Origin of the sequence: Reyranella sp. (genome assembly GCF_050185545.1) — a bacterium.
Taxonomy (GTDB): Bacteria; Pseudomonadota; Alphaproteobacteria; order Reyranellales; family Reyranellaceae; genus Reyranella.
The window spans coordinates 17,391-38,895 of record NZ_JBFWZI010000055.1 but is presented as its reverse complement, the minus strand read 5'-3'; the positions used below and the strand labels follow the sequence as shown (position 1 = coordinate 38,895).

14 protein-coding genes are annotated in these 21,505 nt (G+C 66.8%); 3 read left to right on the top strand and 11 right to left on the bottom strand.

Features of this window, described 5'->3' with window-relative positions:
• Positions 1-172: 172 nt before the first annotated feature.
• Complete coding sequence (locus AB7O82_RS17020) at positions 173-877, top strand: CBS domain-containing protein (RefSeq protein WP_428544690.1); 705 nt, start codon at positions 173-175, stop codon at positions 875-877.
• A gap of 255 nt (positions 878-1,132) precedes the next feature.
• On the opposite strand, the gene AB7O82_RS17015 is transcribed toward AB7O82_RS17020, so the two are convergent.
• The 3 genes from AB7O82_RS17015 to AB7O82_RS17005 all read right to left on the bottom strand — a co-directional run bounded on the left by AB7O82_RS17015 (position 1,133) and on the right by AB7O82_RS17005 (position 3,817).
• A complete protein-coding gene (locus tag AB7O82_RS17015; protein ID WP_428544687.1) occupies positions 1,133-1,864 on the bottom strand; it encodes a response regulator in 732 nt (243 codons plus the stop codon).
• Positions 1,861-2,157, bottom strand: a complete 297-nt coding sequence (locus AB7O82_RS17010) for a PAS domain S-box protein (RefSeq protein ID WP_428544684.1) — start codon at positions 2,155-2,157, stop codon at positions 1,861-1,863. Before AB7O82_RS17010 ends, AB7O82_RS17015 begins: the two co-directional genes overlap by 4 nt.
• Positions 2,158-2,419: 262 nt before the next feature.
• The gene (locus tag AB7O82_RS17005) at positions 2,420-3,817 is read right to left on the bottom strand and encodes a leucyl aminopeptidase family protein (RefSeq protein ID WP_428544681.1); all 1,398 of its coding nucleotides are present in this window, start codon (positions 3,815-3,817) and stop codon (positions 2,420-2,422) included.
• A 72-nt stretch (positions 3,818-3,889) separates the two neighbouring features.
• On the opposite strand from AB7O82_RS17005, the gene AB7O82_RS17000 reads away from it, so the two are divergent.
• Positions 3,890-4,555: a glutathione S-transferase family protein gene (locus AB7O82_RS17000; RefSeq protein WP_428544678.1), complete on the top strand. Its 666-nt coding sequence runs from the start codon at positions 3,890-3,892 to the stop codon at positions 4,553-4,555.
• 108 nt (positions 4,556-4,663) lie between these two features.
• Here the strand turns inward: AB7O82_RS17000 and AB7O82_RS16995 are convergent, their stop codons facing one another.
• The 4 genes from AB7O82_RS16995 to AB7O82_RS16980 form a co-directional block, all read right to left on the bottom strand.
• Positions 4,664-6,244 (bottom strand): serine hydrolase domain-containing protein, encoded by a 1,581-nt coding sequence (locus AB7O82_RS16995; RefSeq protein ID WP_428544675.1) that lies wholly within the window; start codon positions 6,242-6,244, stop codon positions 4,664-4,666.
• 26 nt (positions 6,245-6,270) lie between these two features.
• Entirely contained in the window at positions 6,271-6,972 is a 702-nt protein-coding gene (locus AB7O82_RS16990; protein ID WP_428619834.1) for a substrate-binding domain-containing protein, read from the bottom strand.
• A 50-nt stretch (positions 6,973-7,022) separates the two neighbouring features.
• Positions 7,023-7,646, bottom strand: coding sequence for a glycerol-3-phosphate 1-O-acyltransferase PlsY (gene plsY / locus AB7O82_RS16985; RefSeq protein ID WP_428544669.1), 624 nt, complete (start codon positions 7,644-7,646; stop codon positions 7,023-7,025).
• 421 nt (positions 7,647-8,067) lie between these two features.
• Positions 8,068-9,042: a Bug family tripartite tricarboxylate transporter substrate binding protein gene (locus AB7O82_RS16980; protein ID WP_428544666.1), complete on the bottom strand. Its 975-nt coding sequence runs from the start codon at positions 9,040-9,042 to the stop codon at positions 8,068-8,070.
• A gap of 299 nt (positions 9,043-9,341) precedes the next feature.
• On the opposite strand from AB7O82_RS16980, the gene AB7O82_RS16975 reads away from it, so the two are divergent.
• Positions 9,342-10,511: an aromatic ring-hydroxylating oxygenase subunit alpha gene (locus tag AB7O82_RS16975; RefSeq protein ID WP_428544663.1), complete on the top strand. Its 1,170-nt coding sequence runs from the start codon at positions 9,342-9,344 to the stop codon at positions 10,509-10,511.
• Positions 10,512-10,717: 206 nt separating this feature from the next.
• Here AB7O82_RS16975 and AB7O82_RS16970 read toward each other — a convergent pair whose 3' ends face one another.
• Genes AB7O82_RS16970 through AB7O82_RS16955 form a run of 4 tightly spaced genes read right to left on the bottom strand, consistent with a single transcriptional unit; the run spans position 10,718 to position 21,170 of the window.
• Positions 10,718-11,422: a CDP-alcohol phosphatidyltransferase family protein gene (locus AB7O82_RS16970; protein WP_428544660.1), complete on the bottom strand. Its 705-nt coding sequence runs from the start codon at positions 11,420-11,422 to the stop codon at positions 10,718-10,720.
• Positions 11,423-11,467: 45 nt separating this feature from the next.
• Positions 11,468-12,268 carry an SDR family NAD(P)-dependent oxidoreductase gene (locus AB7O82_RS16965; RefSeq protein ID WP_428544657.1) on the bottom strand — a complete coding sequence of 267 codons (801 nt, stop codon included), beginning with the start codon at positions 12,266-12,268 and terminating at the stop codon, positions 11,468-11,470.
• Between the two features lie 23 nt (positions 12,269-12,291).
• A complete protein-coding gene (locus AB7O82_RS16960; RefSeq protein ID WP_428544654.1) occupies positions 12,292-13,665 on the bottom strand; it encodes an aminotransferase class I/II-fold pyridoxal phosphate-dependent enzyme in 1,374 nt (457 codons plus the stop codon).
• Positions 13,662-21,170, bottom strand: coding sequence for a type I polyketide synthase (locus tag AB7O82_RS16955; RefSeq protein WP_428544651.1), 7,509 nt, complete (start codon positions 21,168-21,170; stop codon positions 13,662-13,664). Before AB7O82_RS16955 ends, AB7O82_RS16960 begins: the two co-directional genes overlap by 4 nt.
• Between the last annotated feature and the right edge of the window lie 335 nt (positions 21,171-21,505).

Genomic DNA, 21,505 nt, shown 5'->3' with positions numbered 1-21,505 from the left:
CACCGCGTGGATCCGAAGACGGGGTATTGAAGGCGTCAGGCCGAACGGGTTCTGCATCCGCGGACGCCGGTCCTGTCGTGAGGCGGGATCTTCTCCTGTTGATCTGGCGCAAGGACCGTCGGGCGCCCGATGAGCATGCTTTCATTTTTCGCTCTTGCCGAAAGTGACCCTCATGCGCGCCAGAGACGTGATGTCCAAGGGAGCCCTGACGGTTGCCGCCGACAGGACCATCTTCGAGGCGGTGGAACGCCTGATCGCTGCGCGCGTCAGCGCGCTGCTGGTCGTCGACAAGGATGGCAAGCTCGAAGGGATCGTGAGCGAAGCCGACCTGATCGGCCGGGTCGGCACCGGCGAGTCGTTGACCACCCCACTGCGCCGCGCCGCCGAGAACATTGCCGAGGCCGCCGCCTTCGTTCGTTCCCGCTCGCAGCACGTCGCCGACGTGATGACGAGAAAGGTCGTCACCGCCGACGTCGATGCCACGCTGGGCGAGCTGGCCGAGCTGATGGTGCAACATCACATCAAGCGCCTTCCCATCGTCGAGCATGGCGCGGTCGTGGGCATTGTCAGTCGCATCGACCTGCTACAGGGCCTGCTGTCACAACCTCGGTCAGTCGACGCGAATGCCAGTATTGCGCCACCCGACGAGACACTCGGCCAACGAGTCGAGGATGCGCTCCGCCAGCATGGCTGGGCCGCAGCCTGGGAGATCGACGTCGTGGTCCAACACGCCATCGCTCACCTGTGGGGCGTGGTGCCCGACGAACAGCTGCGCCGAGCCTTCCAGGTCGCCGCCGAGCAGGTGCCTGGCATCACGGCCGTCGACAACCACATTCACGTCGTGCCGCGTGCAGTCACTGGCGGGCTGTTTCGATAGGCTGGACTCCGGCGCCTCGGAAAGTCGAGCAGGGCATTCGCATTTGGCAAACAAACTCGTCATCCCGACCGGAGCCGAGCGCAGCGCCTGCCCTGAGCGCAGCCGAAGGGAGGCGTAGTCGAGGGACCTTTCTTGTTGCAGCTAGTAAGAAGGGTCCTTCGACTGCACCGCCCTTCGGGCGGCTCCGCTCGGGGTGACGAATTTGTTTGCCAACTGCGAATGCCTTGGGGAACCGATGGCTCCGACACCGGCTCGTCAGCGCGCCGTCCGTGTCGGGTCGCAGGTTCGCGGAATGAACGCCACGATCTCCGGTCTCTCGACCATGTCCAGGATCCAGGCGCGGTCCTGGTCCTCGACATGGGTGATCTCGACGCCGATCTGCTCCTCGTTGGCGGCCAACCAGCGAACGATGCCTTGACCGGCCAACGCGCGACCATCGCCGTGGAACTCGAGGCGGAGATCAACACACTCGCCCACCCGCGCACCGAGAGTGGACCTGATGGCGAATCCGCCCCGTCCGAAGGCAATCGCGCCGTCCCGTAGTGCCACCGACAAGCTCTCGAAGGTGGCGTGCAGGAGAGCCTGGGGATCGGCAGCGGGCGGCCGTTGCCACAGCGCCTCGCGCGGCATCAAGCATCGCTGAACAGCCGAGACGAAATCCTGTCGGCGCAGCGGCTTCCACAGGATGGCTTCGACGCCCACATTGAATGTTTCACGATCGCTGAACTCGCTGAAGCCAGTCATGAACAAGATTCTCGTCAGGAAATTTCCGGAACCCTTGATCCGCTTCGCCAGCTCGAGCCCGTTCATCACCGGCATGCGAATGTCGGACACGAGGACGTCGACCTGATTCGACGCCGCGATCTCGAGTGCAGCCGCGCCATTTCCGGCGGTGAAAACGCGGCAGCCCATGCGCTCCAGCCATGCCTGGAGAAACTCGTGCACCGCGACCTCGTCGTCGGCGACGAGGATGGTTGCACCACTCACCTGCACGGCGCGTCTCGCCGCCCGGCGCGGGGGATGCAGAGCGAGAAGCACGTATGTCCGCCGTGCTCGGCAACCTCGAGCCTCCGTGGAATCAGAATGTCGATCGGCTGTGCGCAGAGCTCGCTCCCGGCATAACCGAAATGCTTTTCCTCCTGGACGTTGACCAAATGGATGCGGCCGAGGCGATTGACCACGATGATTGCATCGGGCGCCGCCTCGGGCAGTCCCTTGAAGAGTCGCAGCTCGGCTCCCAATCCCCGCTCGCCGTTCTCTCGCCTGGCCTCATCCGCCATGGACGCCAACCCAAGATGGATCGAATGGTCCGGCGCCCCTCAACGCCGTGGACTGCATGGTCGAAGGCAGCCCAAACCACCGACGCCCGAACATTGCCCTCAAATGCCATCTCGCACCAGTCCGGCAGCCGAATTTTGCAGCGTCGGGGCGGCCCAACAACAGGCCGGCGAGCCCCACGACCGCCGCGGCGGCGCGGCGAGCCGGATGGAACGGGCGAACCACGGCCTGGCGCGACCGTCGTTGGCCCCGACCGACGGCTGCCTACGGAGCCGTCGCCTCGACCTTCGCGATCCGCTTCTCGATCGCGGCAAAGATCGCCCGCGCCGCCTGCGCCTCGCCGCCCTCGGGGCGGCCGGGCTTGGCGGTGTTGTTCCACGCCATCATGTCGAAGTGTGCCCACGGCACGTCGTCGGGCACGAACTCCTGCAGGTAGAGCGCGGCGGTGATGGCGCCGCCGAAGGCGACGCCGGGTGCGTTGTTGATGTCGGCAACCTTGCTGTCGAGCAGGCGGCGATAGCCCTTGAACAGCGGCAGGCGCCACATCGGGTCGGTCACCTGCCTGCCCGCGGCCAGCAGATCCTCGGCCAGCGTGTCGTCGTTGCAGAACAGCGCCGGCAGGTCGGTGCCGAGCGCCACGCGCGCGGCGCCGGTCAGGGTGGCGCAGTCGACCATCATGGTGGGCTTGTCGCTGGCGCCCTCGTGCAGGGCGTCGCACAGGATCAGGCGGCCCTCGGCATCGGTGTTGCCGATCTCGACCGTGATGCCCTTGCGCGTGGGCACGACGTCGAGCGGCCGGAAGGCGTTGCCCGAGACGCTGTTCTCGACTGCCGGCACCAGCACGCGCAGGCGCACGGGCAACTTCGCCGCCATCACCATCGCGGCGACGGCGAGCACGGTCGCGGCGCCGCCCATGTCCTTCTTCATGTTGAGCATGCCCGACGCCGGCTTGAGGTCGAGGCCGCCAGTGTCGAAGCACACGCCCTTGCCGACCAGCGTCACCTTGGGATCGCCCGCATTGCCCCAGGTGAGGTCGATCAGGCGCGGCGCGCGGGTGCTGGCGCGGCCAACCGCATGCACCATCGGGTAGTTCTGCTTCACGAGATCGTCGCCCACGATCACCTTGAGCGTGGCCCCGTGCGCCTTGGCGAGCGTTTCGGCCGCGGCGGCCAGCTCGGCAGGCCCCATGTCGGAGGACGGCGTGGTGATCAGGTCGCGCGCCATTCCGATCGCCTCGATGATCGCCCTGGCGCGCGCCTTGTCGGCACCCTCCGGCCACAGCATCCGGGCGCCGGCCTTGGCCTTCTTCGAGCGGTAGCGCTCGAACCGCCAGGTGCCGAGGCCGATGCCGACGGCGGCGTCGGTCGGCGACACCGGTGCGGTATCGGACGCAAGCCGCCAGGTGCTGGCCGGCAATTTCGTTGCCAGCGCCCCGTAGTCCCACAGGGTCGGCTGGCCCGGCAGCACGAGGACTGCACCGGCGGCCTTGCCGTCGCGGCCGGGCAGCAGAGCGAGATCGCCGGCATTTCCCGCGACCCCGGACGATTTGATCCAGCCGCGGCGCGCCGCGCTCTGCTCCCTGAGCCAGGTGCGCCAGCGCGGCTGGGCGACAAGCTGCACGGGCAGCGACGAAGAAGAGCGGTCGACGAACGGCAACGACATGGACATGCTCACGAAACTGTAGTGCAAGGGACAACATTGCCGGCCAAAGTATGGCGCTGGCAAGGAGGGCATATGGCCGACTTCACCCTGGTGATCGGCAACAAGAACTATTCTTCGTGGTCGCTGCGCGGCTGGCTGATGGCCAAGATCGCCGGCATCGAGTTCGAGGAAGTGGTGATCCCGCTCGACCTGCCGACGACGCAGGCGGCGATCCGCAAGTACTCGCCGTCCGGCCGCGTGCCGGTGCTGGTCCATCGCGGCCTCGCCGTGTGGGAATCGCTGGCGATCGCCGAGTACCTGAACGACCTGAAGCCCGAGGCGAACCTGTGGCCGTCATCGGCCGCGGCCCGCGCGCACGCACGCTCGCTGTCGACCGAGATGCATGCCGGCTTCGCCGACCTCAGGGCCAACATGCCGATGAACATCCGCTCGTCCTATCCCGGGCGCGGCATGACGCCCGGCGTGCGCAACGACATCCAGCGCATCACCTCGGCGTGGCGCGACTGCCGCAAGCGCTTCTCCGGCGGTGCCAAGGACGACGGCTTCCTGCTGGGCAGCTTCTGCGCGCTCGACGCCATGTTCGCGCCGGTCGTGACCCGGCTGCGCACCTATGCCGTGCCGGTCGATTCCGACACCGATGCCTATTGCAATGCCGTGCTGGGCCATCCGGCAATGAAGGAATGGATCGCCGCCGCCAAGAACGAGCCATGGCTGATCGCCGAGTACGAGTTCAAGTAGGCAGAAGGCTCATTCGCTGGGAGCGCGCCACTCCGATGGCGCTCATGGGATGTGTAGCAATCAAGAAGTGCGCCATCGGAGTGGCGCGCTCCCAGCGACGAGCATGCCTCACTCCTCGACCTCGCCGCGCACGCGCGCCCGGAAGCCGCCGGCGGTCTCGAAGGTGATGTCGACCGTGCGGTCGGTGAAGACGTGCGTCGCCCGCACGACATCGTCGTTGCCGAGAGTCTGGGTCTCGAAGACCAGGGTCTTGCCGTCGTCCTGCCAGGCGCCGCGGCAGGCGCTCGGGCCGTAGAGCATCCGGCCGCCGACGCGGTAGCGGCCGTTGAAGCCGATGGGGCCGCCGAACCGCGTCGCCGTGATGCCGGGCGGCTGGCGCCTGAGATCATAGCTGTACGACGGATCCGACCCGTCGAGGGTGTAGGTGACCGACTTGATGTTCATCGGATTGTCGGGGAAGCGCCAAACCTTGCCCGAGATGGTCCTGGCAAGGGCAGGCGGCGGGCTGCCGACCGGCGACGGCGTCTCGCGGGCGGCCTCGGCAAGGCTCCGGGCGAGCGCGGCTGCTCCGGCCGGGTCGACGGCGACGGGGTCTTCCGACGTCACGGCCGCCGCGACATGGCCCACGAGTGTTTCCATGCCGTAGCGCGGCCGGGAAGGCGTCCCGGCGAGCGGCAGAAAGCGCGCCGAGCCGGTCGTCGCCACGACGATATCGAGCCTGGGCATCACGATGACGAGCTGGCGGTGGTAACCGACCGACATGAAGGTGTCGCGGCCCGGGATGACCCAGAACTGGCTGCCGTAGCGCAGGTTCGTCGACCAGCTCTCGCGCATGTCGACCGACGCGCCGCGCACGCCGTCGATCCACGAGGACGGCACGATCTGCCGCCCCTCCCAGGCGCCGTTGCGCAGGTAAAGGTAGCCGAACTTCGCCATGTCGCGCGGCAGCATGTAGAGGCCGGCACCGCCACCCGAGATGCCCTGCGGATCGTGCCGCCACACGACGTTGTCGATGCCGAGCGGACCGAACAGCCTCTCCCTGGCGTAGTCGAACGCGCTCTTGCCGGCGAGCTTCGTCAGGATGGCCGACAGGAGATGGCTGTTGCCGCTGTTGTAGTAGAAGGCCGACCCGGGTTCCGCCGCCATTGCACGATCGAGAATGTACTGCACCCAGTCCGGGCTGCGCTCCATCTCGAGGAACGAGACAATACCGCCGTTCACGCCCTCGTCCCAGTAGAGCCCCGAAGTCATATCGAGCAGATGGCGGATGGTGATCGCCTTCTTGCGATCGTCGAGCCTGGCGATCGTGCGCTCGGGAAAGAAATCGACGACCCGCCGGTCGACGCTGTCGAGCAGGCCTTCCTTCAAGGCAATGGCGATCAGCGTGCTTGTGACCGCCTTGGTCGACGAGTTGATGCGATGCTTGAGACCGTCGCGGAAGGGCGCGTAGGTCGCGTCCAGCACGATCCTGCCGTGGCGGGCGATCAGCAGCGAATCCATGTTGTTGACGCCGCCGAACTCGACCAGGCGCGCCAGCGCCTCCGAGCTCATGCCCTGCTCCTCGGGCGAGCTGGTTGCCCACGCCCTGGTGGGAAACACCGAGGCCCCGGGCTGTCCCGCCGCCGATGACGCCCAGACGGCCATCGCCGACAGGAGTGTGGCCCTTCGCGTGTACACCAGCTGCACCATCGTAACGGCCTCCCGGGTGTGCGCTCTCAGGCCGGATCGAGGCCCTTTGCGCGGAAGACGTCGGCGGCCCTTGCCGACCGGAGAAAGTCGATCAGCCCCTTTGCGGTCTCGGCCTTGGCGCTCGAGACCTCGACGCCGGCGACGAAGGTCGTGACCATGTGCAGGTCGCCCGGCAACGTTCCCAGGATCTCGATCCCCGGCACCTGCAGGAGCTCGGGCTTCTGCTGGACCGCGAGATCGACGTCGCCGGTCGGCAGGAATCTGGCGGAAAGGCCGGCCGGCGGCGGGAACCGCGTCTTGGCATTGATCTCCGCGGCAATGCCCAGCCGGTCGAGCAGCCGGGAGAAGTGGATGCCGCTGGCGCCGCCGGCCGCCGGGTCGGTGTAGGAGATGGCGCGCGCCGCGCGCAGCGTCCGGACAAGGGCATCGGGCGTCGATATGTCCGGTCGCGGCGCACCCGTCCTGATTGCGATGGCGGTGGCCGAGCTCGCCAGGGTCATCTCGGCGCCGGCCAACACGCGGCCGTCGCGGATCATCGTGTCCATACCGGCGCGGTTGAGGATGAGCAGGTCGGCCGCTTCGCCAGCCTGCAGGCGTTTCACCAGCGCGGGGGCGGTGTTCCAGGTGATCGCGAGGCGAACCCCGTTCGCTGCCTCGAAGTGCGGCGCCAGGTCCTCGACGGCAGGCTGGATGGCGATGGTGCTGAAGACTCTGAGGTCAACGGTCACGTGGCATCCAATTTCCAGGTCTCGCCGACATTCTGGACACGTCGCGAAAATCAGAAAGCAAGCTTGTTCTCCGTTCCGGAAAGAAGCCTTTGCACGTTCTCCCTATGCTTGAGTATGACCACCACCGCCATCAGGACGGCAAATATGTTGAAATAGAAGGTGTGCCCCCAAACAGGCAGAAACGAAATGGCCGCGAAAAGCATCGTAGCGCATATCGTTCCCAGGGAAACGTATCGGGTCACCGTCACGATGATCAGGAACGAGCCCAGGCACACCAGCGCCATGACCCAGTCGAGCATGAACAGCACGGTCGCCCCCGTAAGCGCTCCCTTGCCTCCCCTGAATCCGAAGTATGCCGGCCAGTTGTGCCCGATGACGGCTCCCGCGCCGGCCGCCAGGAGGCTCAGGCAATCCACGGCCCCTCCCGAGTAAGCGTAAACGCCGAGGCTCAGCCCCAGGAGGCAGGCAGCGATCCCCTTCAGCACATCTCCGGCAAGAACAAGCGCCGCGGCAGATTTCCCGAGCACCCTCAGAGTATTGGTAAGTCCGGCATTCCTGCTGCCATGGCTGCCGATGTCCTTGCCGTACAGTTTCCCGACGATCACCGCCGTATTGAGGCTGCCAAGGAGGTAGCCCGAAGCCAGGGCGGCGACGATCTTCAGGACATCGATCACGATCTTCTCCCCTCGGATCATCCATTCGACGCGCCATGAATGATCCATCGTCCGGCAGAAAACTGCCAGCGACGCTCACGGGCAACCACCAGGTGAAGGGTCTTCCAACGCGACCATACCAAACAGGGGTGTCGGCGTCTTACGGCAACGGGGACAAGGACTTCATGGCGGGGAGTGCGCCACTCACAGGCGCTGACTTTTGCCTTGGACCTCGTGTCTTCGCCGGGAGCGCGCCACTCCGATGGCGCTCCTCTTGTTGATTGCACCACCCATGAGCGCCATCGGAGTGGCACGCTCCCGGCACATGACCCGTCCTTCCGCCGAGTCGCTTCGGCTTCACTCAGCGCCGGCGCGGACACTCCCCAAGCACGGCTTGGGGAGGAGGATGAGAAGGGAGTTCCTGAAAAGTCCGCGCTCGAGCTCAGACGTCGATCTTCACACCGGCCGTGGTGATGACCTTCTCCCACTTCTCGACCTCGGACTGGAGGAACTTCATCGTCTCGGCCGGCGGCGCGCCGACCGGGATCACGGCCTGGTCGGCCAGGCGCTTGCGCAGCGTCTCGTCCTTCATCGCCTTGCCGACCTCGCCGCCCAATCGGTCGACGATCGCCTGCGGCGTGCCGGCCGGCGCCATGAACATCACCCAGCTCGAGGATTCGATCAGCGGTCCGCCCGACTCGACGATGGTCGGGATGTCGTCGGCGCCGCGCACGCGCTCCTTCGACATCATGGCGAGCGCCCGCACCTTGCCGGCCCTGACCTGGCTCATGGTGCCGATCGGCACGTCGAGCAGCATCTGGATGTTGCCGGACATCAGGTCGGCCAGCGCCGGCGCCGTTCCCTTGTAGGGGACATGCACCATCTTGGTGCCGGTCACCTGCATGATCAGCTCGCTGGTGAGATGGGCCGCCGCGCCGACGCCGGACGAGCCGAACGAAATCTTGCCCGGGTTCTGCTTGGCGTAGGCGATCAGCTCGCCCACGGTCTTCACCGGCAGGTCGTTGCTCACCAGGATCATGATCGGCGCGATGGCGACCAGCGACACCGGCGCGAAGCTCGTCACCGGATCGAACTTGAGCTTGCCGGCATAGAGCGTCTTGTTGGCGGCGTGGGCCGCGATCACGGTCAGGAAAGTGTAGCCGTCGGGTGCTGCGTTGGCGACGATCTCCGCGCCGATCAGCGAGTTGGCACCGGGCTTGTTGTCGATCACGAAGGGCTGGCCGAGGGCGATCTTCTCCAGCGTGAGCCGCGTCACCGAGTCGGTGAGCCCGCCCGCGGTGTAGGGCACCACCCAGCGCATCGGCTTGGCCGGCCATGCCTGGGCACGCAAGCCCTGCGGCGCCAGCGCCGCTGCGGCACTCGCCGCGAGGATCGTTCGGCGGTTGATCATGGTCATGACACTCTTCCCTTCAAACTGAAACGCTACTCGAATGATCGCGTCGGTGGATTTCGGCGGACCATAACCAGCCGATCGATCCTGTCAGGTGCCCGAGATCGGGATATTCCGCGTCGCGCGGGCTGAAATGGCACCTGCGGCAATCGGAGCGCCGTCCGGTTTCGCTGCCCATTCGGCGTTGGCCTTGCGCATACCGATGTGCGGACTGCGGCCGCCTGTTCGTCTATAATCGCGAAGACTTGACTGGCCCCCGTTGACTGGCCCGTTGATTGGCCAGTTCCCGTCTCGCCTTCGCGATCATGAGCACAGCCTCGGGCAGCATGAACCAGGATCATCCGCCAGCCTGCGACGGCACCATGCCCGCGGACTGGACGCGGGCGATCGTCGAACCGGCCGCCTTCGCCGAGGAGCAACGGCGGCTCGCCCATGTCTGGACCTTTCTGGGCATGACAACCGACCTCAGGAAGGACGGCGACTGGTTCCGCTCCTCCATCGCCACCCGCTCGGTGTTCGTACAACGCTTCGGTGCCGAACTGCGTGGCTTCGAGAATCTATGCGCGCATCGCTTCTATCCGCTGCGCAACGCCGAACGCGGCAATGGTCCGGTAATTTGCGGTTTTCACCACTGGCAGTATGACCGCGAGGGCCGTGCCGTGGGCGTTCCGCAAAGTCGCGAGCTGTACGACGCTGTACCTCATGAATTGGGTGCGCGCCTCACGCCGATAGAGCTGTCGACCTGCGGCCAGATGGTCTTCGGGCGGTTCAAGAGTCTGGGCATCTCGCAAAGTCTCGAAGACTTCCTCGATGTGGGCTTTCCCGTCCTGGCGGCAGGATCGCAGGCTCGCAACCCGCAATACCTCGCGATCCCGGTGGAAGCCAACTGGCGACTCGGCGCCCATATCAGCCTGGACGACTATCATTCACCCGCCGTGCACCCGCGCACGTTCGGCAAGGATGGCTATCTCCGGCGTCGCGACATCGGCTACCACCGCTTCGGCCTCCATTCCGCCTTCATCAACAGCAAGAACGTGGACGCCCTCGAGCATCTTGCCGAGGCGTGCCGCAACGGCACCTACCGCCCCAGGCGCTACTCCATCCTGCAGTTCGTCCCCAACCTTCTGATGGCGTTCTTCAGGACCGACTTCGACTTCTTCCACTGCTCCGTGATGCTCTACGAACCCGTTAGTCACGACCGAACCATCCTGCGGGCCTGGTTCTACCCGGCGCCTTTTCCGCCGCGGCCTACCTGGGTACGCGCCGTGAGCGATCTGGTCCGCGCACCGCTGGTCCGTCACTACATCAAGACCGTGATGCGCGAGGACGCTCTCGTCTGCGAACGCATCCAGAAGGGCGCCGGCCAGATCAGCCGCCCGCCCCTGCTCGGCCGGCTGGAGGAGCGGATTGGCTGGTTCGAGGAGTCCTACCGTGAGCTGATGAAGGCAGGAGAGCGCTCGGCCAACCAGGAGTAGCAGCCCGCTTTTCATCCTGGACACTCGCATCTGGCAAGAAAGTGCCGTCATCCCGACCGGAGCCGAGCAGAGCGAGGCGCAGTGGAGGGACCTGTCTTGTTGCGGCATCGGCAAGAAAGGTCCATCGACTGCGCCAACGGGCGGCTTCGCTCGGGATGACGGACAAATTGGGCATATCCGAATACGCTGGCTTCTCAGCAGGGACGTTACTCCCGTTCGTCGGGAGGACGTCCGGGAAGTGGCTCCTCGCGGGCAAGCCGCCTTGCTTCCGCGATCATCGTCGTCAGGTACAGGCCCATGGTGACGACGATCCACGCCAACCCCAGCAGCTCGGCGTAGGTGGTAGCGATGCCGCCAATTCGGAAAGGACGCGGCGGCACGAGGTAGAACAGGACGTTGGCGACGACCAGCAGACAGCGCAGCTCGGTCAGGCCGAATCCGCCTGTCGCGAGATGAAACACACGGCTGACCTCCGCCCGGAGCAGGCCCAGCACCGACATCATCAGGTAGACGGCAAGCCCGGTCACCGCGATCCCGATCGGCATGTACCCTGAAAGCGCAAGCCCCATGGCGAACAGGAATTGGCCCAGCACGTCGGTCGATTGATCGAGGAAGAAGCCGAACCGGGGACGCTCGATCGCGCGCAGTCTCGCGACCGTGCCGTCGAGCGAATCGCCCAGCCAGTTGACGGCCAGGCCGGCATTCACGAACCACAGCCAGGCGGGTTGCCCCGCCGCCAGGGCATAGCCGCAGAACGTCGCGACCGCGCCGGCAAAGCCCAGAGCGGTGAGGCCGTTGGGTGACAGCCAGGCCGGCACGCGCGACCCCAGCCACGCAAGAGCAGGCCTTTCCAGCGGCGAAAGCCAGCCATCGTTGAGGCGGGCGAGGGACTCGTTGCGATCCGATGACATCGATGGGGAGGTCCCCGGATTGAAGATCACCTTCCTTCGCCAGGCTCAGTCTCGAGCCGCAGCGGCCCGGTCGACATGGAAGCGCGGGCCGCTCATGCCGCGACGCCGCAGGAACTCCGGAACAAGCAGGCTGAAGCGCGTCACCCAGAATGGCCCAGTCGGGAAACCGATCACCGGCTGATCCCGGCCGAGGCCGCGCAGGATGAGCGCGGCAGCCGCATCGGCCGAGATCTCGCCGGGACGCGAGCCGATATGGACGTCGGCCATTGCCGTGGAGACATATCCGGGGCAGGCCACCACGACCTTGATGTTCTCGCCGACCAGGGCATCGCGCAGGGCCAGTCCGTAGGACAGCAAGCCGGCCTTCGAGGCCGAGTAAGCCGGGGCGTCGGGCAAGGGCACGAGCGCGGCCAACGACGCCACCAGGACGATCCCGCCTCGCCCGCGCCGCCGCATCCCGGGCAACACCGCATTCACGGCGTCGACGGCCGCGAGGAGGTTGATCTCGAGAACGCGGCGCGCCGCGTCGCCGCCTTCGACTACCTGGTTGGCGTGACGGCCGTCGAGGATCCCGGCATTCGAGATGAAGGTGTCTATCGGCTGCTCGCGGTCGAAACTGTCGAGGAAGGACGACAGCGGGCCGGTGTCCCGGACATCGAAGCGGCCGACCCGACACGACGCCCCTCTCGACCTGCATTCGCCCGCCACCCGCTCGAGGCGAACCGCGTCACGGCCGATCAGCGCCAACGAACTCCCTGGGCCGGCCAGCCGGCGCGCCAGCGCCGCCCCGATCCCACTGGAGGCTCCGGTGATGGCGATCGCTCGCGGGGGCGGGGCATGGTGCACGGCGTGTATGCCAACGAGGGGGTTCAGGCCCCGATTCCGGCGATGACGTTCACGAACGAGGGCCCGGCACGGACTTTCGGCAGCTCGCTGGCAGTCGCCTCGATCGCCCCCTCGATTTGCTCGATCGAGTGCCGGCTCGTCATGAAGAAGCGCAGCCGCGCCTGGTTCTCCGCGACGCCCGGAAAGATTGCCGGGACGATGTTGTATCCGCGCTCGAGCAGCCGTTGCGACAGGATCACGGCATGCGGCGAGCTGCCGACGATGATCGGTACGATCGACGCGCCGATGCTTAGGCCGATATCGAGCCCGCGCGCCTTCGCCCGGTCGGCGAAGTAGCTGCCGTTCTGGCGCAGCTTCTCGAGCCGCCACGGCTCTCTTCTCATGATCTCCAGGGCAGCGGTCGCGGCGGCCGCCACCGGCGGCGGCATGCCGGCGCTGTAGACGAACCCGGGCGAGGTGAACTTCAGAAGCTCGACGAGCGTGCGGGTGCCGGCGATGTAGCCGCCGGCCGCGACCAGGGTCTTGCTGAGTGTCCCCATCCAGATGTCGACATCCGCCGGATCGACACCCTGCTCCTCGGCGATCCCTCGGCCCGTGGCGCCCAGCACACCGATCGAATGGGCTTCGTCCACCATCAGCCACGCATTGTAACGGCGCTTCAGCCTGACCAGCTGGGCAAGGTCGGGCGCATCGCCGTCCATGCCGTAAAGCCCCTCGACCACGATCAGCGCCCGGCGGTGACGCGACCGGTTGAGACGGAGCGCGCGCTCGAAGGCTTCCAGGTCGCCATGCGGACAGAGCACGCGCTTGGCCCCGGAGAGCTTGGCGCCTTCGGTGACGCTGTTGTGGATCGCCACGTCGGAGACGATGAGATCCTCCGCGCCCAGGAGCCCGCCGATGACCGAGACATTGGTGGCGTGGCCGCTGAGAAAGACGATGGCATCCTCAGTCCCGTGGAGCCGGGCCAGCGCGGCCTCGAGGTCGCGATGCACCTGGCGTTCGCCGGCCGACAGCCGGCTCGCCGACACCGACGTGCCGAAGCGGTCGATCGCGGCCTTCGCGGCCGCGACGACTTCGGCATGACCGTTCAGACCGAGGTAATCGTAGGAGGAGAAATTGACGACCTGCCGTCCGCCGATCGTGGTGGTCTCGCCCGCCCGGCCATCATGCAGGCGATAGAAGGGGTCTTCGATGCCGGTGATCTCGCCCGCCGCCTTGGTGATGTTGATGATCTCGTATTCGGGCAATGCCGCGAAATTGACGTCGCGCCGTCTGATGCGGGCGACGGCCCGTCCCGCATGCTCGTCCAGGCGAGTCATGACGCCCGGCGAGCTCCTGAGCGTCTGCCGCACACGGTCGATCGTCGCTTGGGCCTCGATTGGGTGGTACGTCGTCATAGTCTGCCTTCCAGGTCGCGGACGCGATCGAGGACGGCACTGACCGCCGCGCGGCGCACCGTCGTGGTCGAGGCATCGGCCTCGCTGGCGAAATGGCTGGTCGACAGGGCAACCAGCGTACCCGGCACGGACTCGGTCTGCCCGTCGCTGTGGATGAGCGGCGCGATGCGCCGCGCAACGTCGGCGGGAGTGATGCCGCTGGCAAGCGACATCATGGGGAGCTCGATCTGCAGCACCGCCTCCACGGTCGTCCTGAGCTCGAGCATCATGAGGGAATCCATGCCGATCTCGGCGAGGGGCCGGTGCCTGTCGACCTCCTTCGGCGGCAGGCGCAAGACCCGTGCGATCTCTTCCACGACGACCTCGAGCAGCGCTTCCGCCGCCTCATCTGGCGACATCGCGCGCAGCCTCGCGAGCATCGCCGCCGCATCGATGCCCGGGCGCGAGCCGGCAGCGCTGCCGATCGTGCCGAAGGCCGGCGTCCGGGTCGCCGCCAGCTCGCGCCTGGCCATCGTCCAGTCGATGCGGGCAATTGCGGAGCACGCGGTCCGGGCTTTGCCGTCGCGGTCGTAGAGCCCGTCGATGGCATCGAGAGCCGCCCGGGCGGTGATGAGGCTCGACGCGAAGCGCTTCTTCAGATTGGCATCCGAGGCGATGTGTCTCGACAGGTAGCCGGCATCCTCGATACCGCCCCAGGATACGGCAATCGCGGGCTGGCCCTGTGCGCGCAGCCGTCGCGCCACTCCCTCCATAAAGGCGTTGCCCGCCACATAGTTGAACTGCCCCGGGTTGCCGAACAAGGTGGTCGCCGACGAATAGAACAGGAGGTAGTCGAGCGGCAGGTCGCTGACGACCTCAGCGAGAGTGAGCGCCCCGCCGATCTTCGGTCGCAGGGCCAGCTCCATGGCGGCCTGGTCCATGCGCTCGATCAGGCGATCGTCGATCGCCATCGCGGCATGGACGATTCCCCTGATGGGTTGCCGGGTCGAAGCCGTGCGCAGGAGACGCTGCAGGGCCGGCTTGTCCGCCACATCCGCAGTGGCGATCTCCACCTCTGCTCCCGTGCGACGCAGAGATTCGATCCTCTCGAGAGCGGGATCCGACAGACGGCCCGAGCGACCCACGAGGACCACATGACGCGCGCCGCGGTCGACGAGCCAGTCGGCCGTCGCCAAGCCGAAGCCGCTCGTTCCACCGATCACGACATGGACGCCTTCCGCAGCGACCGGGAAGACGCCCTTGGCCGTCGGACCGTCACTCGCGCGATCGGCCGACCGGACGATGATCTTGCCGATGTGCCCGGACCGTTGCATCAGGCGAAACGCTTCCGCCACATCGCTTCCGGCAAACACGCGGTAAGGCAGCGGCACCAGCTTGCCCATGGAGAAGAGCTGCATGATCTCGCCCAGAAGGCGCGACGTCAGCTCCCTGTGCTCGCCGATCAGCTGGTCGACGTCGACACCGAAGTAGGCCAAGTTTCTGCGCAGCGGCCGCAAGCCGACATGCGTGTTGGCATAAAAGTCGCGCTTTCCCAGCTCGATGAAGCGGCCGAACGGCCTGAGGCAGTCCATCGACCGGATCATCGCCTGGCCGGACAACGAGTTGAGGACGACGTCGACGCCCTTGCCGCCCGTGCAGGCGGCAACCTCGTCGGCAAACGAAAGGGTCCGCGAGTTGCAGACAAAGTCTGCGCCGATGCTGCGAAGAAGCGCGCGCTTCTCATCGCTGCCGGCGGTGGCAATGACCTTGGCGCCGACATGCTTGGCGATCTGGATCGCCGCCAGGCCGACGCCGCCGGCGCCGCCATGCACGAGCACGGTTTCTCCGGAGCCTAGGCGTCCGAGATGGCAGAGCGAGTAGTAGCCAGTCAGGAAGGCAATCGGCACCGTGGTTGCCGCCTCGAACGACAGCTCGTCGGGAAGCCGGCCCACGGCGAACGCCGGCGTGACGACGTGGCTTGCGAAGGCGCGCGACGCGAACGCGACGACCCGATCGCCCTTCTCGACGTTCGTGACGTCTGGTCCCACCCGGCTCACCGTACCGGCGCACTCCATGCCGAGGCCTGCTCCCGCATAGCCATCCTCGATGGCCTCCTCGGGGAGGAGGCGCAGGTTCCACATGACATCGCGGAAGTTGAGCCCGGTCGTCGCCACCTCGATCTCGATCTCGCCGGGCCCCGGCTCGACGCGCGGTGCCGCTACCCAGCCGAGCGCTCCGCGCCCCGGCAAGGCCGAAAGCCTGAGCGCCGTGTCCGCCGCGGGCTCGGGCGGTTGTCCGGCGCCCGCCCATCCACCTTCAATGCGGGTAACCATGCGGCTCGCGCCGGCGAAGAAGATTTCGCGTTCGCCGTCCGGCTCCAGCAGCTCCTCGGCGACCCGGTCGAGCATCTCGGGTTCGGGCTCGCCGGACAGACCGAGGCACCTGATCTCGATACCCGAATACTCGTTCTGGGCCACGCGCATTGCCGAGGTGATCGCGCACCAGATCGGCTGACTCAGGGGGTCCGGGCTGACGTCGCCAAAGCTGGCGATGATCCACAAGCGCGCCGGCGACGCGGCAAGCCTGCGGCAGCGCCCGGCAATCTCTGCCAACCGGCGACCCAGCTCGGCCACCGGGTCGGGCCCACAGCATCGCGCATCGATCGTCCAGGCGACGTCGGTGATCACCGGATGCTCGTCACCCGCGCTGCCATTGACGGCTTTCGGGCGGGCACCCTCCGGCGCCCCGACTCTGGCGCCGGGATCGTCACGGCGCTGAAGGACGCCGGTCGGGGCGAGGACACGCCGGCGCAGGCCCTGCAGGGCTGGATCTCCCTCGACATCCTCGCCTTCCCAGGAGAACAGTGAAGCAGACGCGATCGTCGGTGTCTCGGTACGATCGCCGACGGCAGGTTTGTCGGCGGCCACACCGTGGATCATCACGCCGAGGCTCGCCTGGCCGAGCAGGGGCGTGGCGATCGCAGTCGCAAAGCCGGCGGACTTGAAGTCCTCGATCCACTCCTGGCTGGTCAGCAGAGCACCAACGGGGAAGTCGGCGCTGGCCGAGCGCGCCCACCAGCTCGGGCGTGTCCCGCGGACGAGGTCCCAAAAAAGGCTCGGCGCGAGCTCGCCGGCGATGATTGGCGCCTTGGGCCGCAGCACGCGAAGGACGCCCTCCAGGCCGCCGGAAGTTGCGGCGATCTCGCTTACGGAGTCGATCGCGAACGCCAGGTCGAAGCACCCGGCCGGCAGGGCATCGAGTTCCGACCATCGCAGGCTGTGCACCCGCGGGTGATCGCCAGTCAGCTGCGCGAGTACCTGCTCGAGGCGATCCTGATCGTGATCGGTGACGGATACTTGCACGTTTCGGAAGCGCCGCGCGAGATCAGCGGCAGCCGCGGCGTGATCGGCCCCGATCATCAGGAGCTTCAACAGCCTGTCTGCTTCACACCGCTCGAGGACCGTCGTGACATCGGCGATCACCGCCTCGCGAAGGGCACCGATCTGGCTGGACGCAGCGCCGAGCTGGCGCCAATGGGCCGAGCAGAACTCGGCCGGCACCGATGCGTCGCCGGCAATCATGCGATCGAGGATCTCGGCGAGGCGTGACAGGCTGGCGGCCTCCACCGCCATCTCCGGATGACGTACGATGAGAGAAGTCACGATCGAGGCGACATCCGGCAGGTTGCACTCGGCCGCCAAGCGGCGTTCGCCATGCTGCTCCACGGCGAGACCATTCACCTCGAGATGCCAGAGCACCGCCGAGTGCTGGAACGCTTGCCACTCTCCCTCTCCGCGGCTCTCCTTTGGAGTTGCCCCGGCCAAGGTCGTACCAGAGAGCGCGGTCCAGGCCGCCCGCAGGCATCCGGCCTCCAGAAGCATCGTGCCCTCGGCAAGCGGGCCGTCCGGCCGGTCCTCCAGTCGGGCTTGCGATCCTGCCGGCAAGCAGAGAACAGCGGTGCGGCCGGCGCGATCCAGACGCAAGGCCCTCACGTGGTAGCTTAGAGACCGCGGATCGACGGTCGGCTCGGCTGGTGCCTCGACCAGCCTCACATTCTCCGCGCAAACGATGACGTTGCCATGTGTATCGAAAAGATCGATGTCGACCACGATCGAGGTCGGCGACTGACGGACAGTACGCGCCACCGCGTGCGTCACCGTCGCACCATCGGCGAAGGCGCGCACGCAGCCGAAGCGAACCGGAAGCATGCACTTCATGGGCATGTCGGCGACGCCGGCTTCCTCCGAGGCGAACAGGGCATGGAAGGCCGTGTCGAGCCCGGTCAAGTCGATCACGTGGTCGGCGACGGCAAGGCCCTCGGGTGGATTGAGAACGGCGATCGCCCGCTTCGGATGCGGAAAGGCCACCTGTCGCACGCGTTGGAACGCCGGACCGTAGTCGAACCCCAGCGCGCGAGCGGTCTCGTAGACTTTCGCCTTGGCGACCACGATCAGGCCATCCGGCGCGGCCGGTGGCGCGGCTGCCTTTGCCGCGATCGGTGATCGGCCGACGATCCCGCGGGCATTCAGCGTCCAGTCGGGCTCGCCACCGCGCGGGCGAGAGAGAAATTCCGCCACACCCGTCTCCGACGACAGTCTCACGCACGTTTCGACGGAGATGCCGCCGTCGAACACCAAGGGCAGGACGATGTCGAGGTCGCGTACCTCTATGGCGCCGTCGGCGTAGACCTCGCGGGCGGCCGAAAGCAGCACCTCGACGTAGGCGGCTGCCGGGAAGACCGCGACGCTCGCGACCTTGTGGTCGCCGATCCACGTGAAGAGCTCGGGATCCACCGTCGAGAACCAGTCGCAGCAATCGTCGCGCGGGCGCAGGCCGAGGAGCGAATGGCCTGCCGCCGCCAGGACGTTGCTCGATTCGATCGTCGGCCGAACCATGAACGGCACGTGCTGCCAGGGATAGAGCGGCAGCGGCACGGCCATCGCCGGCGGTGGTCCGAAGAATCGCCGCAGGTCGACCGTGCCGCCTGCGAGAAGGACCTTCGATACGGCAAGCTCGATGGGATCCCTCGTCGGCTCGTCGGACTCGGTCAGTGTCTCGACGACGGCTCCCCGCTCGCCGCTCTCGCGCAGGGCGTCCCGGACATAGCTTCCCAGAATCGGCTTGGGGCCGATCTCGACGAAGACGCGAAGTCCCTGCTTCAGCAGTTGGCCAAAGGCGGCCTCGAAACGTACCGGCTCGCGGACGTTCCGCCACCAGTGCTCGGCGCCCAGCGCCCCGGCGTCCGCAAAGTCGCCGGTCACCGTCGAAATCAGGCGTCGACGCAGCATATGCGGCCTGAGCCCTTCGAGCTCCCGCAAGAGTGGCGCGCGAACAGCGTCGACGAGGGAGCTGTGGAACGGATAGTCGAGATCGAGGTGACGCGCGCTCACCTTCAGGTCGGCCGCGGCCGCCAGAACCCGATCGATCTCGGCCACCGGCCCGGACACCGTGACGCTGCGCCAGCTGTTGATGGCGGCGATGTCTACGTCGGGTACGTTCGCCACCGCGAGGAAGCGTCTTGCCTCGCGTTCGCTCAGCATGAGTGCCGCCATACCGCCGCTGCCATGCACGCCTTCCTGATGTCGGCTCCTGGCGATGACCACCGCGATAGCCTGGTCGAGACTGAGCGCGCCCGCGGCCCACGCCGCGGCAATCTCGCCCACGCTGTGGCCCAGGACCGCGACCGGCACGACGCCCGCTTCCTCCAGGGCGCGCACCGTCGCCACATGCAGCCCGAGCAGAAGCGGCTGCGCATGGGTGGCGTGCCGGAGCTTCGCGTCGAGATCGTCGGCAAACAGCAGGTCGACCAGCGACCAGGTCTGGATCGCCGAGAAGCGGCCGTCGACGTCGCTCAAGGCCTCGCGGAAGTGTCTGTTGCCGTGCCAGGCGGCGCGTCCCATGCCCGCCCACTGCGAGCCGTTGCCCGAGAACAGGAACGCTACGGGCAAGTCCGTCCCGAGGGCATGGCCGGTCAGCATCGAGGCGGGCTTCTCGCCGGCAGCGAAGCGCTCGACATGATGTCGGACCTCCTCCACCGTGCCGCCGCGAACCAGAATGCGATTGGCCGCCGGATCGCGCAGATGGGCGCTGGCGCTGATGAAGTCGGCGACGCCGCGCCGGTCGTCAGGCCAGTGCTCGAGATAGGTCGAGGCAACGGTCCGCAATGCATCGGTGCTGTGGGCCGTCAGCAGCAGGGCGGGCGGCTGGCCGGGTGGTCGCACCTGCACGATGCTGGCCGTCGCTTCTTCACCGCGCAGGATGACATGGGCGTTGGTTCCGCCGAATCCGAACGAGTTCACCCCGGCGAGTCCCGCGCCGTGGCGCGCCGGCGGGCGCCAGTTGCGGTCGACCACCTTGAGGTTGAGCTCGTCGAAAGGGATGTCGGGGCTCGGCGACCGCTGATGCAGGGTCGCCGGCACCAGACCGTGATTGAGCGCAAGGATGGACTTGAGCAGCCCGGCGAGCCCGGAAACCGGCTCGAGATGGCCGACGTTGGATTTCACCGATCCGATCGGCAGCGGTTGCGACCGCCGTTGCGCCAGGCCCTTCCCCAACGCATCCGCCTCGATCGGATCTCCCACCCGGGTACCCGTGCCGTGCGCCTCGACGACCGTGAGGTCGGCCGGATCGACCGCAAAGTCGCCGTAGACCTGCTCCAGCAAACGCCGTTGCGAGTCGGCCGAGGGCAGCGACAGCCCGGTCGTCCGCCCGTCCTGGTTCACGCCCGAGCCGACGATGACCGCATGAATGCGACTGCGCGCTTTGCGGGCGGCCGCCATCGATCGCAGCACGACGACCACGGCGCCTTCGGCGCGCACGTAGCCGTCCGCCGCGGCATCGAACGGCCGACATAGACCGGTCGGCGACAGCATCGAGGCGCGCGAGAAGCCGATATAGGAGAACGGCGAGAGCAGCAGATTGACGCCGCCCACGATGGCCGTATCGATTGCGCCGCCGCGTATCGCCTCCGCCGCGAGGCTGAGCGCGACCAGCGAGGACGAGCAGGCGGTATCGATCGTGATGCTGGGTCCGCGCAGGTCGAGCGCGTAGGAAATCCGGTTGGCCATGATGCTGAGCGAGTTGCCCGTCATCATGTGAACGTCGGCCATCGAAGGATCGGCGAAGAATCGCGCCGCGTGGTCGACCGACGAGGCGCCGACATAGACTCCGGTATCGGTGCCCGCCAGGCTCGAGGGCCGGATGCCGGCGTTGGTCAGCGCATCGTGGGCCACCTCGAGCAGATGGCGATGCTGCGGATCAGCCTGCTCGGCCTCACGCGGGCTCATGCCGAACGCCGCGGCGTCGAATCCCCATACATCATCGATGATGCCGGCGGCGAAGGTGTAACTACGGCCAGCCTGGCCCGGCGAAGGATGAAAGTACGTCCGCGTCGGAAAGCGATCCGGCGTGACCCACGTCACGCTGCAGCGGTTATCGCGGAGGAGTTGCCAGAACTCGTTGCTTTGCCGCGCACCTGGCATGCGACACGCCAAGCCAACGATAGCGATCTCGCTTCTTGACTGCATTGTTCTGCTGCTGCTTTCGCAAGCTCGGTAACGCGTCGCGGGTTTGCTGGCAATGCCTCGCGGCGCATATGACATCCGCTCGTTTTGATCCATCGCACCTTGATGCCCGACCCAAAGTACAATACGCGCGGCTCACGAATCTTTTGCGCCGCCCGATGACATGAGTCGGGTGCGCATGCGCTTCCTGGCTTTTGACTTCAAGTTGGCGATCAAATTGAAAACATGATCGCCGTTCGATTTATCTAGCAGGAATGCAACATTAAGAAGAGCTCCATACACGATCTCGCGCAACAGGCGAAGCCAGTGCGCAGATTCCTAGCAACGCGGTTCGCGCC